General features: G+C 42.4%; 10 protein-coding genes. 6 read left to right on the forward strand and 4 right to left on the reverse strand.

Going from position 1 to position 17,162, the window contains the following annotated elements:
- Window positions 1-169: 169 nt before the first annotated feature.
- The 6 genes from BMX56_RS14230 (at window position 170) to BMX56_RS14260 (ending at window position 8,492) form a co-directional block, all read left to right on the forward strand.
- Entirely contained in the window at window positions 170-598 is a 429-nt protein-coding gene (locus BMX56_RS14230; protein WP_090649005.1) for an SRPBCC family protein, read from the forward strand.
- Window positions 599-1,022: 424 nt separating this feature from the next.
- Window positions 1,023-1,610, forward strand: coding sequence for an RNA polymerase sigma-70 factor (locus BMX56_RS14240; RefSeq protein WP_090649009.1), 588 nt, complete (start codon window positions 1,023-1,025; stop codon window positions 1,608-1,610).
- Between the two features lie 59 nt (window positions 1,611-1,669).
- Window positions 1,670-2,743, forward strand: a complete 1,074-nt coding sequence (locus BMX56_RS14245; RefSeq protein WP_090649013.1) for a FecR family protein — start codon at window positions 1,670-1,672, stop codon at window positions 2,741-2,743.
- A gap of 223 nt (window positions 2,744-2,966) precedes the next feature.
- Window positions 2,967-6,314, forward strand: a complete 3,348-nt coding sequence (locus BMX56_RS14250) for a TonB-dependent receptor (protein WP_177183814.1) — start codon at window positions 2,967-2,969, stop codon at window positions 6,312-6,314.
- Between the two features lie 11 nt (window positions 6,315-6,325).
- On the forward strand, window positions 6,326-7,774 hold the full coding sequence (locus BMX56_RS14255; protein WP_177183815.1) for a RagB/SusD family nutrient uptake outer membrane protein: 1,449 nt from the start codon (window positions 6,326-6,328) through the stop codon (window positions 7,772-7,774).
- 25 nt (window positions 7,775-7,799) lie between these two features.
- The gene (locus tag BMX56_RS14260; RefSeq protein ID WP_090649028.1) at window positions 7,800-8,492 is read left to right on the forward strand and encodes a fasciclin domain-containing protein; all 693 of its coding nucleotides are present in this window, start codon (window positions 7,800-7,802) and stop codon (window positions 8,490-8,492) included.
- Between the two features lie 133 nt (window positions 8,493-8,625).
- On the opposite strand, the gene BMX56_RS14265 is transcribed toward BMX56_RS14260, so the two are convergent.
- The 4 genes from BMX56_RS14265 to BMX56_RS14280 form a co-directional block, all read right to left on the reverse strand.
- Window positions 8,626-10,449 (reverse strand): glycoside hydrolase family 35 protein, encoded by a 1,824-nt coding sequence (locus tag BMX56_RS14265; protein ID WP_090649032.1) that lies wholly within the window; start codon window positions 10,447-10,449, stop codon window positions 8,626-8,628.
- A gap of 75 nt (window positions 10,450-10,524) precedes the next feature.
- A complete protein-coding gene (locus BMX56_RS14270) occupies window positions 10,525-11,862 on the reverse strand; it encodes a vanadium-dependent haloperoxidase (RefSeq protein WP_090649035.1) in 1,338 nt (445 codons plus the stop codon).
- A gap of 4 nt (window positions 11,863-11,866) precedes the next feature.
- On the reverse strand, window positions 11,867-15,205 hold the full coding sequence (locus BMX56_RS14275) for a VCBS repeat-containing protein (RefSeq protein ID WP_218152418.1): 3,339 nt from the start codon (window positions 15,203-15,205) through the stop codon (window positions 11,867-11,869).
- Window positions 15,206-15,307: 102 nt separating this feature from the next.
- Complete coding sequence (locus tag BMX56_RS14280; RefSeq protein ID WP_090649040.1) at window positions 15,308-17,152, reverse strand: RagB/SusD family nutrient uptake outer membrane protein; 1,845 nt, start codon at window positions 17,150-17,152, stop codon at window positions 15,308-15,310.
- Window positions 17,153-17,162: the final 10 nt, after the last annotated feature.

Consider the following 17,162-nt stretch of genomic DNA (forward strand, 5'->3'; position numbering starts at 1 on the left):
GAATTATTGTGATAAAGGATGCTTATTGTTGCGCCAAATATAAAAACGCAATTAATTATATTAAACATTTCTACCTGTAATTCACACCCCACAAATGTCGCATTTAGCCATATTCCGTTTTAAAATATTCTGCTAATTTTATAAACAACAAATCAATAAAAAAAATAAAATGGAAACTGCAGCTAAAACACCTATCACCGTAGAAGCCACCATAAACGCGCCTATAGAAAAAGTTTGGGAGTCATGGACTAAACCGGAGCATATTACCCAATGGTGCCATGCATCAGACGATTGGCACGCGCCTTACGCCGATAACGACGCGCAAACAGGCGGCAAGTTTAAAACAACCATGGCTGCAAAAGATGGAAGTTTCAGTTTTGATTTTGAAGGTGTTTACAGTAATGTAGCGCAATATAGCCTGATAGAATATGGGCTTGGTGATGGCCGGAAAGTAAGAATTGAGTTTGTTGGCGATGGCGACACCACTAAGGTAACGGAAACATTTGACCCCGAAACGCAAAATCCTATTGAAATGCAAAGGGGAGGCTGGCAGGCTATCCTGGATAATTTCAAAAAATATACTGAAACCAGTCTTTAACTATTTTTGCTAAATAAAGCCATTGGTCTTATATTTGCATATTAAGCAGGCGTAATCTGCGCTTGATTGATATTTTCCTATGGTGTAATGGTAGCACTTCTGATTCTGGTTCAGACAATCGTGGTTCGAGTCCATGTGGGAAAACCTTGAGCGGACAGAGACGGATTTTCGTCTCTGTCCGCTTTTTTTTTGATACCATTGTTATAGCAAGGAAGTATTTTATTGGGCGCAGCAATTTCCTGATCTTCCCTCCATATTCGCTTTAAGACCCGCCTCAACAACCACTGCTTGTTCGAATTGTAAAAGCAGATTAGTAATAAGCTATTATAGTTTACTTCTGCTTTGTTTTTCTCAACTAAATTTAGCGTAACCAATTGTATGCATTTCCCCCCTGTAAATGCGCGTACCAAAACCTCATTAAAGAATGTTAAATATTAATATTAAAGATCTATTAATAAAAATTGCGCGTGACAGTGATCTGGCATCTTTTAAAAAGATCTACTTTTTATACTACGAAAGGTTGTTGAAGTTAGCCTGCTCCTACGTGAAGGTAACGGAGGTAGGCGAGGAGATTGTGGACGACGTTTTTGTGAAAATATGGGCTAACCGGGCCGGGCTAACAGAAGTGAACAATTTGACGGTTTATTTATATGTAGCGGTAAAAAACAGGGCCATCAATCATAATTTGTCAAATCGGATAACTTGTGTTGATATAGAATCGGTTAGTTTTGAGCTTAAAGATGCCAATGGTTCTGTTGAGGATGTAATCATCACCGATGAACTCGCAAAAATCATCAATTATACCATACAGCGGCTACCCGATGAATGCAAAGTAGTATTTAAATTAGTTAAGGAGGATGGTTTGAAATATCGTAAGGTGGCCGAGATACTAAATATCTCAGTTAAAACCGTTGAGTATCACATGAAAAATGCGCTTAAGGCAATAGCCACGGCAATATCTGCATCGCCTCATCACCATAAAAGAACAATAAAAAAAGCATCCTCAAATTAAATTTTATTTTTCACTGGGGTATTTTCATTTTCTCCTGTCCTTGTTTCTGAAGCAAAAAAATGGATCAGGACACTATTTGGACACTTGTCGGCAAAAAACTTAATAACGAGGCTACTCCCGAAGAGCTTCGTCAACTGCATCATTTGCTCATGCAGCCCTGGGCCGATGTTTATTCCATACAAATATTAGAGGCCATGTGGCGGCAAAATCCCAATAAGCCACCCCGTTTTATTCCGCATAAACTTCAGCAAAAATGGGATAAACTCGAGAGCCGACTCGAAACCGGTAACACAGATTCCGATACATTTCAAAGCCCTGCTAACGAGGCTGTCCCCCGGATTAAAAATACAAAGCGTAGGGTTATTCAGGCACTCGTTGCAGCGGCTTGCCTGGTGTTTGCCCTATTGTCTTTTTTTTATTGGAAAAATTATTCAGGTAACTATAATGTTAAAACCTATCAAGTTGTAGCAGCTGGAAGAAACATTAGCAAGATTGTATTGCCCGATGGCACTAAGGTTTGGCTTAACGCAGGGAGCGAAATTTTTTACAAAACAAATTATGGTAACGGCAACAGGGAAATACGCCTGACCGGCGAGGCTTTCTTTGATGTTGTGAAAGATGCCGAACATCCATTTATTGTAAATACGGCTTCTATGCGTATAAAAGTGCTGGGCACTGCTTTTAATGTCCGGTCGTATGCAAACGACAATGTTTCTGAAACATCACTGATACGGGGGAGAATAGAATTGATTACCACTACGGGGCCAAAACAACGGATTATATTAAAACCCGCCGAGAAATTGACAATCCTTAATCCCAAACACAATCATAACAATAAAGACGAAGCCCTGATTACCTTGAGCACTTTGCGCACCGCAAAAACCGACTCGTTGCCGTCAGAAGCGCAATGGCTGGAAAATAAACTGGTATTTGATAACGAGTATTTTGATGAAGTGGCAAAAAAAATGGAAAGATGGTATGGCGTTTCCATTTCATTTAAAAATGATGATTTAAAGGAGAAAAGGTTTAGCGGGAAATTCACCACGGAGTCGCTAAGTACAGCGTTGGAGGCACTAAGAGCAACCAGCAATTTTAACTTTTTGATTGAGTACAAAGAGGTGATTATTTACTAACCAATAATGTTAATACCTAAAAATATGCCTATGATAAAATTTGAACTTTAAAACTATTAAACCAAAAAAGCGGAGAATGTTGTCGCATTCCCCGCAATAATTGGTACCGCAACTACGAGTCTTCTTAAACCAATAATTAAAGTAACCTAAATACTAAATTATGAAAAAAAATGCTTGCCGCATAAGTAATGTGCGGTTGCAATGCCTATTAAAAATATTACTCATGACAAAGTGTACCTTAATCCTGATAATTATATCTGCATTTCAGGTTTTTGCAAAAGGCTACGCCCAGGATAAAATTAACGTTAATCTTCACGATGTTTCGGTAAAAAAGGCGATTACCGAAATTGAGAAAAAAAGCAGTTATCGTTTTGTTTACAACGACGATGCCCTGAATGAAAAGAATATTGGCAACATCATCCTTAAAAATGCTTCGATAAGCGAGGCGATGGATGTATTGCTAACCAAAACAGATTTAAAATATAAGCTGGGCAATAACAACCTGGTTATAATTTTTGATAAAACCTTACAGCCGCCGCCCCGGTATATTACCGGGCGTGTAACCGACGATAAAGGAGGCCCGTTGCCTGGCGTAAGTGTAAGGGTAAAGGGGGCGCAAACGGGTGTTGTTACCGATTTAGACGGAAAATTTACCATCAACGCGCCGGATAACGATGCTGTGTTAACGTTCTCATTTATCGGCTTTATATCTACAGAAGTAGCGGTCGGCGATCGTAAAACTATCAATGTTACACTAAAGGAATCGTCTACCGATTTAAACGAGGTAGTGGTAACCGGGTACGGTCAATCGGTGGTAAAACGCGATTTAACCGGGGCAATATCAACCGTAACTGCCAAACAGATAGAAGAACGCCATCCAATAAACCTTATCGATGCTTTACAATCACAGGCATCGGGCGTATTGGTAGTAAATGACTCGGGCGAGCCTGGCGCAACCGGCTCCATTCAAATACGCGGCGGGTCTACCTTTTCAACTGCCGGTAATTCGCCCCTCTTTGTAATTGACGGTATTTTAAGCCAAAGTGCCGATAACGTAAACCCCAATGACATCCAATCAATTGAGGTGCTAAAAGACGCTGCATCCGCCGCTATTTATGGTTCGCAGGCAGCCAATGGTGTCATATTAATTACAACCAAGCGTGGGCAGCCGGGTAAGCCGCTTATTAACGCCCAGTATGCCCGCATTTTTGGCGTAATGGCCCATAAGCTGGAGCAGCCAAACTCAAAAGACCTGCGTGTTGAAAGAAATTTGTACAACGGTAATAGCCCCGATAAACCAACCACCACAAACGACTCATTAAATGTGGTTTTTAACTCAGATAACGATAATCAGAGCGTAATTACACAACTGGCCAAAAAAGATATCATTGATTTTGGCGTGAGCGGCGGCGAAAAAAGCGTACAATACTACTCAAGCATAAGGTATATTAATGATCAGGGGCTGATAGTTAACAGCTATTCAAAAACGTTGCAGGCCCGTTTTAATTTAGATTACCAGGTATCGCCTAAGTTTAAATATAGCAACCGTTTATCTTTTGGTTTCAATACCAACAATAACATTAACGAAGGTAATACCATTAACCAGGCATTTCAGCGGCCGTCAAACTTAGCGTTGTATTATCCCGATGGTACCTTAACCGGTTACATTAGCGGGCGTCGCAACCAGTTGTCAGTTGCATTACTGGAGGTTAACGTAACCAATACGTATACCGGCGATTTGTTTAACCAGGTTGATTATAGCATTACCAAGGACCTGCGCTTAACCAATAACTTCGATTTTGGTTTATCAACGCCCCATAATACTTTCTTTGATCCTAAATTATTAAGCAGTGCCAACCCGTTGGTTAATTCGGGGAGGGAGAGTTTTGCCGTTAACACCAACTGGGCATACCAGGGATTTTTAAATTACAATAAAACATTTGGCCAAAACCATTCCATATCTGCCGTAGCAGGTATAAGTGCCGAAAAAACGCAGAATAACAGCTTTAAAATAGCGGGTACAAATTATGCAAACGAAACTATATATACCTCAAACGTTGCCGGTACTGTAGATTTGACCAATACGGGAACCGACGCCGGATCAACCAGCCGCGAATCATTTTACGCCCGTGCAGGTTACAACTACAAAAGCCGGTACATCATCAGCGCAGTTTATCGCCGGGATGGATCGTCAAAATTTGGTTCATCCAATCAGTTTGGTAATTTTTATGGCTCATCTGCTGCCTGGCGCTTCTCCGACGAATCGTTCATGAGTTGGTCTAAAAAAGTCCTGGGCGATGCTAAGCTGAGAGTGAGCTATGGGCAGGTGGGTAATGATCGTATTCCGGCCAACTCCAACCTGCTGATTTATACTTTTGGCTCGTCCTTTTATAATGCTATCAATGGCGTAGTTTTAAGCAACCAATTTGGCAATACGCAATTAAAATGGGAGAGTAACATTCAGAAAAACATTGGTTTAGATCTTCAATTCTTCAATTCCCGGCTCAATATAACAGCTGATTATTATCAAAAGGTAACTAAAAATTTGCTTTATCAACGTAATATTCCCGTGGAGACGGGTTTTACCAACGTATATGTAAACGTTGGCGATATTGCAAATAACGGCTGGGAGTTTTCTGTAAACGCAACACCGGTTGCTGCCAAAAATTTTATCTGGAATATTAACGCGAGTTTATCTATCGAGCGCAACAAAATCAGGAGCCTTTACAATCATCAACCATTTTTGGCCACGGCAGGAGGCGCTACCTACCTGGTTCAGGAGGGCGGCAAAATCGGCGATTTTTATGGCTACAAGGGCCTGGGCGTTTACAGGTATGATGCCTCAAACGCTTATGACGGTGATTGGAATAGGTTAACACCGGTTGGCGTATCTGCCGATGGTAAAACTGCCACGGGCTATGAGCTGAACGGTAATACTTATACGGGTACAGTGCACCATATGTACGCTGGCGGAGCTTTATTGCTGGGGGGCGATATGATATTTGACAACGTTAAAAAGGATAGCGTGATTGATGCTAACGATAGGCAGATCATTGGTAATGCCCAGCCATCGTTTTACGGTGCTATCATCAATACGTTTACTTACAAACAATTTAGCTTGTCGTTTACGCTTAACACCACCTGGGGCGGAGAGGCTTATAACAGCCCAAGGCAAACTTTAGATAACCTTGCAACATCGGGCATTGTTGCCGATAATAATACCACTTATAATTCGTGGAAAAACCAGGGGGATATTACCAATATACCTTATATGGGTCGCAAAAACTCAACCGCTAACTTCCCTGGTACGCAAACCCGGTTCCTGGAAAATACTTCGTTTATAAGGCTCAGCTATGCAAAGTTTACCTATAACCTGCCTGCAAATATAGCTTCGCGCATTAAACTCAAAAATATTGGGGCTTATGTGTATGGAGCAAACCTGCTCACCTGGACAAATTATTCCTGGTACGATCCTGAGTTTTCTTCAAGTTCGGCATTAACACCGGGGAATGACAGTGGCCGGTATCCGCGTAGGCGCGAGTTTGGTTTTGGAATAAATGTTAATTTCTAATGAATTTAGTCATGAAAAAAATATTACACATTACTTTTTTGATGCTTTCCATTGCGTTGTTTAGCTGCAAAAAGCTGTTGGATCAGCCCCCAAAAAGTCAGTTGGCGAGTAGTGAATTTTGGAAAACATCTGATGATGCCAAGGCCGGTATTGCCGGGATATACGATGGTATTCAGGATATGTTTAGTACCCAGTATATTTATTGGGGCGACGGACGGAGTGATAACCTCACTTTTCACCCCACTTATAATGATGGCCTGCCGCTGGCATTAAACGTATTAACGCCTACAACCACCGGTGCCGATTGGACGCTGATATATGCTGCTATAAGCCGGGCTAATTTTGCCATAAAATATATTCCTGCTATTGATGGTATCGATCCTGTTTTGTCAAAGGATCTGCAGGCGCAAGCCTTGGGTATAAGGGCCTACTGTTATTTTTGGTTGATACGGCTTTGGGGAAATGTGCCAGTATGGACAGAGCCTTATGAAGATTTAAGTACCGACCCATACAAAGTTGTAACACCGGCAGCTGATATTGTAAAAAACGTCATCCTTCCAGATTTGCTTAAAGCCTATGACCTGTCTGACCACACCGCTGCTGTAGTATGGAATTTGAATTCCGGTGGTATTGCAGCCATGCTAATGGATGTTTATATGTATAATCATGATTATACCAATGCCTTATTGTGGTGCGATAACCTGTTTAAATTAAACCGTTACAGTTTGGAATCCACCGCCAATTGGAAAAACAATTTTATTGCCCCAACAAATACAAAAGAGAACATTTGGAGTTTAAACTGGGATTTTACGGTTGATGGCGGTAACAAAACCTCGCAGGAGATAGGTGCCGGTGATACCAATAGTGATTTTGCTGTTGATCCGGACTTATGGACCTATTATACAACGGTAACGGCTGATATCAGGGGCTCTCAGAGTATTGATTTTAAAGTGAGTAACCACGATAAAATATTAAAGTATTATGCCCCCAACCTGGATAAGAACGGTAACCAGATTTATCCCCCTTCGCCACAGGCCAACTTGTATTTTCCGCTGTATCGCCTGGCCGATATTTACCTGCTGAGGGCCGAAGCTTTAAACAAAACAGGCGACCTTACCAACGCCCTGGTTTATCTGAATAAGGTACATACCCGGGCGGGCCTGCCTGCGTACCAGGCAAGCGATTTTGCCAATGCCGATGCCATGCTTTACGGCAGCCCGGTAAATGCCAACGGTATCCTGCGCGAAAGGCAGTTGGAATTTTTCTGCGAGGCGAAGCGCTGGTTTGATTTGCAAAGAAACGACATCATCATCAGCACTATGGATCCGGTGATCAGGAACAGGCAGTTGGCCAAGGGATTCCCTTCTACCGGTTTTGGCGATCCGAGAAAGGTATTGTGGCCAATCAATCAAAACGTATTAAACGCTAATACTAAGCTAACTCAGAATCCACCTTATTAATCATGGCATTTTAAAACAATATCAAATGAAAAAGATAAAACAAGCATCCATATGGTTAGTTTTTGCAGGCTTATTAATAAGCATGGCGGGCTGTAATGTGGCCGGATTAAAGTTGCAGGAAAATGCCGATTATCACCCTTATGTGCTCGATCCGCATATTGATAAAACCACCTGGCAATACATTAAGGACCGCAGCTACAATTTTGCCGGTAAGGACACCATTTTTAAACTGATGCGGCAGGCTATTGAATATTCGGGGATAGATACAAACCTGTACATTAAAACAAACTGTACATTTATCCTATTGCATAACGATGCCATTTACAGAACAACCCTGGTGAATAAAGTACCCACCATAACTGCTGATTGTTATTGGGGGAAATACCTGGTAAATGGTGTGCCGGGCAAAAAGTGGAGCGATTACCCCAAAGAGCAGGTAAAAAACTACCTGTTGTATTTGATTGTGCAGGGAGCATACTCATTTAATAACTTAACGCCCGGCAATGTGATTGCCACTACGCTTCAGCCATTAAATTATGATCCGTTAAATCCCACGTCCGTGATAACACTGCGTGTTAACGACGATCAGAATTTTACCATGCGGTTAAATGATTTCTCAAATTCTGTAGGCTATGTAAGTGTACGAACAAGCAATATTTTGCCTGTAAACGGCGCCATACAGGTAATTGACAGGGTACTTTTCTATCAAACTAAATAATACCTAAACTTTATTTGATGCCTGCCGCATCGGAAAATCTGCTGTGGCAGGTTAATCAAAAATTAAAGCACTGATGATAAATTCCGGTTGTGGAATAGTATCCGTATGGATTTATCATTAGTGCTTTTTGTTTTTAAAGCTGTAGTTGATCTAATACCGGCTTACTCAAGCCGGATAATTGATTTTGTTCCGGTTTCAATAGTTCCAGGATAACAATATCATTATGTCCTTTTTTTAGCCATTCTGCAGGCAGGTATAGGGTTTGCTGCGGGCCGATATTCCAGTATCGCCCCAGGTTGTGCCCGTTCACCCAAACCACGCCTTTGCCCCAGTGGCTCAGGTCAAGGTAGGTATCTGCAACCTTGCCGAGGTTAAAGCTTCCCTTTTTAATTGATGGCGAACTGGAATTATGCTTAGCTGTACCAAACTTAACCGTGTTTAAATTATTGAAGGGTAACGAATACATTTTCCAATGCAGCACTTCGTTGCCGGCGAAAAGAACCTGTTGGGTAATGCCCTTTTTATTTTGTAACAGGTACTTGCCGAAGTTGATTCGGCCGAGGTTTTCAACCAAAATATCCAATTTTGCTTTCCCGGCTGGCAAAGTAAGGGTTAAGCTATCCTGGTTCTGCCGGCGATCAAGCGTGCCAACGGTTTTGCCATTAATCATCACTACCGCATAGTCTCTTAATTCTTTAAGCTTAAGTACACCGGTTTTACCGCCTGTGATTGTGCTACGGTATAATACAAAGCCATAGTCCTGACGCAGGTCTTCAAAAGTAAGCGGGGTGATGTTTGCTTTGGGGGCAGGCAAGGCATTCAACAGGCTTAACGAATGTACAAACTTAATTGCCGGTATAGCTACAGCCGGTTTAGCTGCCGGAACAGCAGGAAGCTTCACGCTGGCAGGCAAGTGTTTTTGTATTACCTCCCTGAATTTCATGAACTTTGAGGTGGCATTACCTGCCTCATCCAATGGGGCATCATAATCATAGCTGCTGATTTGCGGCTCGTAAGGAGTTCCGTCTTTATAATTGGCGCCGTTCATGAATCCGCGTGTTGTACCGCCATGAAACATATACATATTGATAGATATACCTGCTGCCAACACAGAATCAAGGTGACCTGCATAATGTTCGGCAGGTACGGTATGATGTTTGGTGCCCCACCAATCAAACCAGGCCGGGTACCATTCGGCAATATAGTATGGGCCTTTACCATCATGGTTGTCGTTGATGATTTTTTTCACCTTAGCGGGGTCATCCAGCCCGTTAACGGCCGGGAGCAGGCCAGGCAAGTGGCCTTTTACCAAATCGGGCGCCGGATCGCAGGTGTACAGCAAGCCATCGAAACCGGCCTCTTTAAAGAACTTTTGGTTGATAGCAAGGTATTCCTTGTCGCTGCCGTAGGAACCGTACTCGTTTTCTATCTGTACCATTAATATGTTACCACCGTGGTTTATTTGCAGCGGGGCCAGTTGTTTGCCTATCTCTTTAATATAGCTTTCATATTCTTTAAGGTACCGGGGCTCTTTACTGCGTACTTCTAACCCTTTTTCGTTTTGCAGCCAGTAAGGATAACCGCCAAATTCCCATTCGGCACATACATAGGGGCTTGGGCGCAGTATTACCCATAGTCCTTCTTCCCGGGCTATGCGCACAAATGCTGCTACATCGTTATTTCCTGTGAAGTCGAATTTTCCTTTTTGCGGTTCGTGCAGGTTCCAAAACACGTAAGTTCCTATAGTATTTAGTCCCATCGCTTTGGCCATTTTCATACGCGAGCGCCAGGCCTCGCGCGGTACCCGGGGGTAATGCATCTCGCCCGATATCATCTGGAAAGGTTTGCCATCCAATAAAAAGGCATCGTCACCTAACGCAAAGGTATGGGTTTGAGCAATTGTGTTAATGACATTTAAAAGGAACAGTATAGATAGTGCAAGGTATTTAAGTTTCATATGGGCATTATTAAAGTGTGAGTTGGGTTAGCATTAGATTGGGACAGAATAGATTGCAGGCAAAAATTATTTTATTTAATGATGTATCGACGGGTTTTCATACTTGGCCAATACCCATTGGCCAACTTTAACTCCTTGTATTATGCCATTATCAATTGCATCTTTAAAGTGAATGCCACCCCAAAACCGGGACATACCTGCTTCGGTAGCGGCCTGTGTAAATGAATTGAAACTGCGGGGGGCAAGGCCATATTTTTGTTCCACATTATCGATATAATGGAAATTGTTGCCGAAGTAATGGCTAAGTATTACTGCTGATGCTGACGATATAACCGAGTGGCCGCTGATGTACTCAGGGAAGGGCGGTGTTTGCAGCAGCGGCTTCCAGTTAACATCAATATATTTACGTATTGCAGTTTCAGGGCGCACCCTGTTGGTGCGGTATTTATCGTCCCAGCAACATATAAAACCATCCAGCAATCCTATGGCCACCATGGTATGAATCTCCAGCGCTTTTGAAAAACCGGTTTTTGTTTGTCTGCAGGCTATACCGGTGATGCCCATCCAGTGTGCGCCTGGCGAAATCTTTTTTAACCCTATCAGCATGTGCCCGTTATCCTGAACAGCAAATGGATTGCAATCCCAAAAGCCTGCTATAGTGCGTTGCGCGGGTGTTAATCCTTCGGCGCTTGCTTTATAATTCATCATCATGAATTTATAAAAGGCGCTATTTTTATCGGTCGAAAAAGGTATAGGGGGCGCGGGCAGAAACTGAGAGGCCGAATCAAGCGTGAGCGGACGAATAGTGTTAAAATAAGGCTCAACAGGGGCCATATAAGCCGGTGGGGTAGGGTCCCAGGTCCCCTCTTTGCCAAGCGGGGTGTACCTTGTATAATTACTAATCCTGTTGTATTTGTCTTTTTTAACATAAGCCAGTATCTGCTTACTGATAGCCTGCGCATAATGTTTTGAGCTGTCGATAACCTCGTCGGTAAAACCTATCTTTTTACACGAATCCAAAAAACTCTGCTCATATTTTATTAATAAGCTACCTGAGGGCTGCAGCTTTCCGGCAGTTTCCATCATGGCTATTAATGCACTTAACTGGTAGGCATATCCTTTGGCATAAGCCGGTTTTTTAACAACGGGGTATTCATTTAAAACGCCATGCATGCTCTTAACACTTTTGTCGTTTTGCGCTACAACTTCATATCCCGCAAGGCAGGTATATGAAAAGAAACGAGCGGCTAAAGGAGGGTTGGTTACATCATGGATCATAATAACCGTCATATGATCAATTACCTTGGTAATATCGGCGCTTGTTAATGCCGGCTGAGCCTGCTTTTTATTACAGCTGTTATATAAAATAGCCGTTGTAAACAGGATAGTTGTTAAAAATGCCTTCCTTTTCATAAAATTAAAATCCTTTATAGGCTTTTACTCCCTGTTGATTGATCCCGAATAATAATGTTTGATTAATTTCTATAACGCTTCTTACGTCGCCCCATAATTTAAACCCAGATTGAAGTTGAGGGATATATTCAAAATGTCCCTTCCCATCGCCTTTTAACAGTATGCCATAATTGGCGTCGTACTTGCCTAAACGCAGCCGGGCCCTGTTAATGTTGCCGCATAAAAGTAAATCCTGGTTGCCGTCATGATTATAATCGAGACCGGTTATTGTAAAAACGGGTGAATACTGAACCTGTAAAGGTAACGGGGATGAATGTAATTTACCTTTGCCATCACTTAAAAAGCAGGTAGTAGCCAGGTTATTGGCTTGTAAATGTCCTACGTCTTTTAATTCTACCGGGGTAAATATATCTGTAAGCGTAGCATCGGCATAACTCTTATAATCAGGAAAACGCGGGCGCATCATGCTAATCTGCTCTAAAAGCTCATCCCTTGAAACATATGGATAGCTGTTATGCTGAATGTAAAAGCAAAAGATAGGATCAACTGCGCCGTTATCGTCAAAATCCTTATAATACATTTCTGCTGGCTCTTTATCGCTGGCTTTGCACTGGGTATTTAACCCCTGGTTGCCAACAATCAGGTCGGGGTGCCCGTCGTGGTTAAAATCTTCTATTAATATTTTGTTCCACCAGCCACTATTGGGCTTGTCAAAATAAGCCTTTGTGTTATTTACCAGCTTTCCGTTTTCATTGATCATTACGGTTACCGGCATCCATTCGCCAACTAAAACCAAATCGGGTTTTTTATCTCCATTCATATCTACCCATGCAGCATCGGTTACCATACCTATATGTTGCAGGCCTGGGTTGTATTTTACGGTTTCGTCGGTAAAGTGTCCTTTGCCATCATTTATCAGGATGTAACTCTGTGGAGTTTCCGGATACCTGCCAGGTATTACCCTGCCGCTTACAAATAGGTCAGGATGGCCATCTGCATTAATATCAGCTACTTTTACACAGCTTTTACTACTGCGCATTGCGGGTAATGCATCTTTTGCTGCCCGGGTGAAATTACCTTTTCCATCATTTAAATAAAGCCTGTCCTGTAACAAAGGATCATCAGCTGTATAATTATCATAACCTCCGGAGGCCACGTATAAATCTGGCTTGCCATCGGCATTGGCATCAAAAAATACGGCATCCGCATCGGTGCTTTTTTTATCGGCGTCAAAAGCAGGCTGTGATTTTACGGCGAATTTACCACCTGCTTCTTGTATATATATGGTGCCTGGTTTTCCGTTACCGCCACCTACATACACATCCTCCAGGCCATCGGCGTTTACATCGCCTTTTATCATACACGGACTTGTGAATGATAACGGGTTTACCATTAGTGGCTGCCTTTTAAAATCATTAAGCGCATTTTTTTCCTGTTTGTTATTTACTGGTGAGGCCACCTCTGCGAAAATAGGCTTTACAGCCCTGGGTAACAAAGAAGTGTTAACAGCATTTTTTTCATCCAGCGTTAACTGTTGATTTGCTTTGATGTTTTTTATCACCTGCTCTTTGCCCTGCTGCCATACTATGCGCAATGAATCAACTTCACTATCGTTACCTAATCCGAAATGCAATATAGGCGATACGCTGGATTGAAAGCCGCGGCTTGGCATCTGTTCAAGGTACTGTTTTTTGTTTTTTGTATAAATGGTAACTTTTGCCCCTACACCCTCGGTGTTTTTACCCGCACCATTTAGTTTGAGTTGCAGGTAATGGTTATTTGCTTGTTTATCTGATTCGTTTTGATAGATGAATGCAGGCTGGTTAATGTTATTGGTCACCAGGTCCAGGTCACCATCGTTATCCAGGTCGGCATAGGCTGCGCCGTTGCTGTTTGATGATTGTGTAATGCCCCATGAGGCGCTGGTGTTGGTAAACGTTAAATTGCCATTGTTTTTAAAAAGGTAACTTTTTACCTGCGATGATGGCATTTGTTGTACCAGATTGTATATATCCTTACGCATTAATCTTTTATCCTTCAAAAAATCGCCCATATATTTTACAAAATCCATGTTGGTAAAATCGCGGGTGTAGCCGTTGGTTACAAACAGGTCTTTCCAGCCGTCATTGTCATAATCGGCAAATAGGGGAGCCCAGCTCCAGTCGGTATTGGAGATGCCTGATAGCTGCCCTATCTCGCTGAAAGTACCATTCCCATTGTTTATTTGCAGCATATTGCGCATATATTGGTAATAGAACCCCGTACGAAGCGTTAAGCCGAACTTTTCGTAATTATCAGGTGCAAACAATAGCTTTTGCCTGTGATTATCTTCAGGAAGCATATCAAGTGTAAAAATATCCGGTAAGGCATCATTATTTATGTCGGAAACATTATTCCCCATAGAAAACTGTGAGGTATGCCCCAGTGAAGATTGCAATTTATTGGTGAAGGTACCATCGCCGTTGTTGATGTACAAAAAATCGGGTATGGTGTAGTCATTTGATATGTAAATATCCGGCCATCCATCGCCATTGATGTCGGCTATTGCCGCTCCCAGGCCATAGGTTAAATCAGAACTGCTTATTCCAGCTTGTTCTGTTACATTTTTAAAAACGTTATTGTCGTTTTTGTATAGTCGCACGCCATTAGGCGAATTTAATTTCTTTAAGATAGCCGCTGTATTTACCTCATCTAAAACCGGCAGTTGAATAGGGCTGTGGTTTAATAAAAACATATCCAGGTCGCCATCCCTGTCGTAGTCAAAAAATACAGCTTGTGTGCTGTATCCGGCATCTGCTAATCCATATTGTTGTGCCTGTTCTGTAAAATGCGGAACACCATCTTTGTCGTTCCCGCCATTGATAAATAGTTGGTTCTGGCGTTTTTCGGGCCTTAAGTTTCCTGAGTAACAAACGTAAATATCCAACTTACCATCGCCATTTACATCGGCCATGGTAACCCCTGTTTTCCAGGGACCGGGCCGGCCGGCCACATCTGCAACGGTGGTAATATCCGTAAACTGCATGTGTCCTTTGTTCAGGTACAATTTATTATCGGTCATGTTGCCGGTAAAATATATATCCAGTAAACCATCGCCGTTTAAATCGCCCGTTGCAACTCCGCCGCCGTTATAAAAGTATTCATACATCAGCACGTTGGTATTTAACCCTTCGGTTAAAGTATTGCTGAAATCTACGTGGGTTTGTTCCGGGGCGAGTAAAGTAAATAGGGGAGTGCCGTTGTTTCCATCGGTACCCTTAACTTCGGCTGAATGCCCGCAACCTGTTAATGCAATAATGCCGGTTAAAAGTAACTGTGGAAATAATTTAATGTAAGTGTTCACCAAGGGCCGTTTAAATTTATAGGTTAAAACTTTAAAAGAATGCCGGTATTTTACCGCCGGCATTCTTTAGGATAAATATATAAGAATTTTATTTCCCTTTAATTAATACCCAGGGTTTTGAACTAACTTATTGTTTTTGTTAATCTCGTCCCTGCTAATAGGCATAAAGTAAACTCTATCCTTCCATGTACGGTTTTCAACTCCGGGGTCAAGTTCCTGTACTGTGTAGGTGTAGTTGTAATTATCGGTACTATGCCTGTAAACACTTACTGATTTACCTGCCTTTAAAGTCGCCGTAATTTTCATGATCCTTACTTTATTGCCCAGCGTTGTTGGCGCAATCATCCAGCGGCGTGCATCATAAAAACGTTGTTCTTCAAACATCATTTCTACATTGCGTTCGTTGCGGTACCGCTCTTTAAGCGCGGCGCCTGCATCTGTAATTGCCGGCATGCCCGAACGGAAACGGATTTTATTAAGCCAGTTTCGGGCCTCGGTCTCCTGGCCAAGTTCAATACATGCTTCTACATAATTGAAAACAATTTCGGTGTACCTGATTAAGGGCGATGGCACTTCCGACCGGGTGTTCTGATCTACAATGGCCGGGTTAGGGTCCATAAACTTCCTGATGGCATAACCTGTACGGGTACCGTTCCAGTTTTCGATAGGCCCATTCCTGGTATCCAAACCAAAATAAGCTACAGGACTGCCCGAACTGCCGGTTTGATAGGTACCCATTTGTATTTCATTATAAGGGTCTATCCCCGCGCCATCAGGTGTACGTGGTTTCCAGGGCGCGCCATCATATAAAACAGATGCATAAAAACGAGGATCCCTGTTTGTATAAGGATCTGCCTTTTGTGCCGCATTGTTCCAGTCGAATTTTGAACCATCCATCATTTCATAATCATCTACCATGTTTTGAGTAGGCTCGCTCGATGTCCAGCCATGGTATCCGTTAGTACAATTGTTCCTGCCGTACCATGCACCCCATTCATCCTTGCTATTGCTGAAATAGCGGGCAAACAAGATCTCTTTTTCGCCCCCATTTCTTGATAAATAGGAATTTTGATAATTGGTAAATCCATCGGCAGCAGTAGCAGGCGCACTTAAATTAAGCGCATAGCCATATGTGCCGGATTTAGCCAATATAACCAATGCGGCATCCTGTGCTTTTTTCCAACGGGCATCGTGGTCGCTGGTTGTATAGCCCAAATATTCGGGATGCGCATAACCGCTTAGGGTGCTTATAGTTTTTAATTTTACGGGGTCATGCAAATCACTGGCTGCATACATTAGCACCCGCGCTTTTAGCGCCAAAGCAGCATCACTTGTGGCACGGCCTTTTCCCAAATCTTTGCCTTGCAGCAATGTGCTCGCTGCATCCAGTTCGCTTACTATAAAATCAACACATTCCGCGTAAGTATTCCTGGCAATGGTAAAATCAGGAGTATTAAGGGCATAAGTAGCTTTTACAAGTGGAACGCCGCCGTAATAGCGAAGCATTTGATTATAAAAATACGCGCGCATAAAATGAGCTTCGCCGGTAAGCCTGTCTACAAGCGTTTTGTCAAGCTTAGATTTGGCAAGTTGCTCTAAAGCAAGGTTAGCCGACCTTATCCTGGCGTACATTTCGTTCCATTCATAGGTATTGTTCACCCAGCCTAAATTATCCGGGCTTATGTTCCCCTCCATTATATTCTGCTTCCCAAAATTATAGAGCGCATTATCGGTGATACAATCCATATTTTCCTGGTTCAGCCCGGCATCATGCAGTCCGTTATACAACTCTGTTACAAAGGCTTCAGAAAGATTTGGATCTGCCCAGGTAAGTTCTGCCGATGCCTGGTTCAAAGGTTTCGTATTCAAAAATTCCTTTTTACATGACGCAAGCAGCACTCCCGACAGTATCGCGATTGTTGAAATATTTCTTATAAATGTTTTCATATCGTTCAAA

The sequence above is a fragment of the Mucilaginibacter sp. OK283 genome, assembly GCF_900110415.1.
Lineage (GTDB): Bacteria > Bacteroidota > Bacteroidia > Sphingobacteriales > Sphingobacteriaceae > Mucilaginibacter.

What these genes read in the sequence shown, in the direction of transcription:
- BMX56_RS14230 (WP_090649005.1), top strand. Translation starts at nt 170, where the DNA reads ATGGAAACTGCAGCTAAAACACCTATCACCGTAGAAGCCACCATAAAC.
- BMX56_RS14240 (WP_090649009.1), top strand. Translation starts at nt 1,023, where the DNA reads ATGTTAAATATTAATATTAAAGATCTATTAATAAAAATTGCGCGTGAC.
- BMX56_RS14245 (WP_090649013.1), top strand. Translation starts at nt 1,670, where the DNA reads ATGGATCAGGACACTATTTGGACACTTGTCGGCAAAAAACTTAATAAC.
- BMX56_RS14250 (WP_177183814.1), top strand. Translation starts at nt 2,967, where the DNA reads ATGACAAAGTGTACCTTAATCCTGATAATTATATCTGCATTTCAGGTT.
- BMX56_RS14255 (WP_177183815.1), top strand. Translation starts at nt 6,326, where the DNA reads ATGAAAAAAATATTACACATTACTTTTTTGATGCTTTCCATTGCGTTG.
- BMX56_RS14260 (WP_090649028.1), top strand. Translation starts at nt 7,800, where the DNA reads ATGAAAAAGATAAAACAAGCATCCATATGGTTAGTTTTTGCAGGCTTA.
- BMX56_RS14265 (WP_090649032.1), bottom strand. Translation starts at nt 10,449, where the DNA reads ATGAAACTTAAATACCTTGCACTATCTATACTGTTCCTTTTAAATGTC.
- BMX56_RS14270 (WP_090649035.1), bottom strand. Translation starts at nt 11,862, where the DNA reads ATGAAAAGGAAGGCATTTTTAACAACTATCCTGTTTACAACGGCTATT.
- BMX56_RS14280 (WP_090649040.1), bottom strand. Translation starts at nt 17,152, where the DNA reads ATGAAAACATTTATAAGAAATATTTCAACAATCGCGATACTGTCGGGA.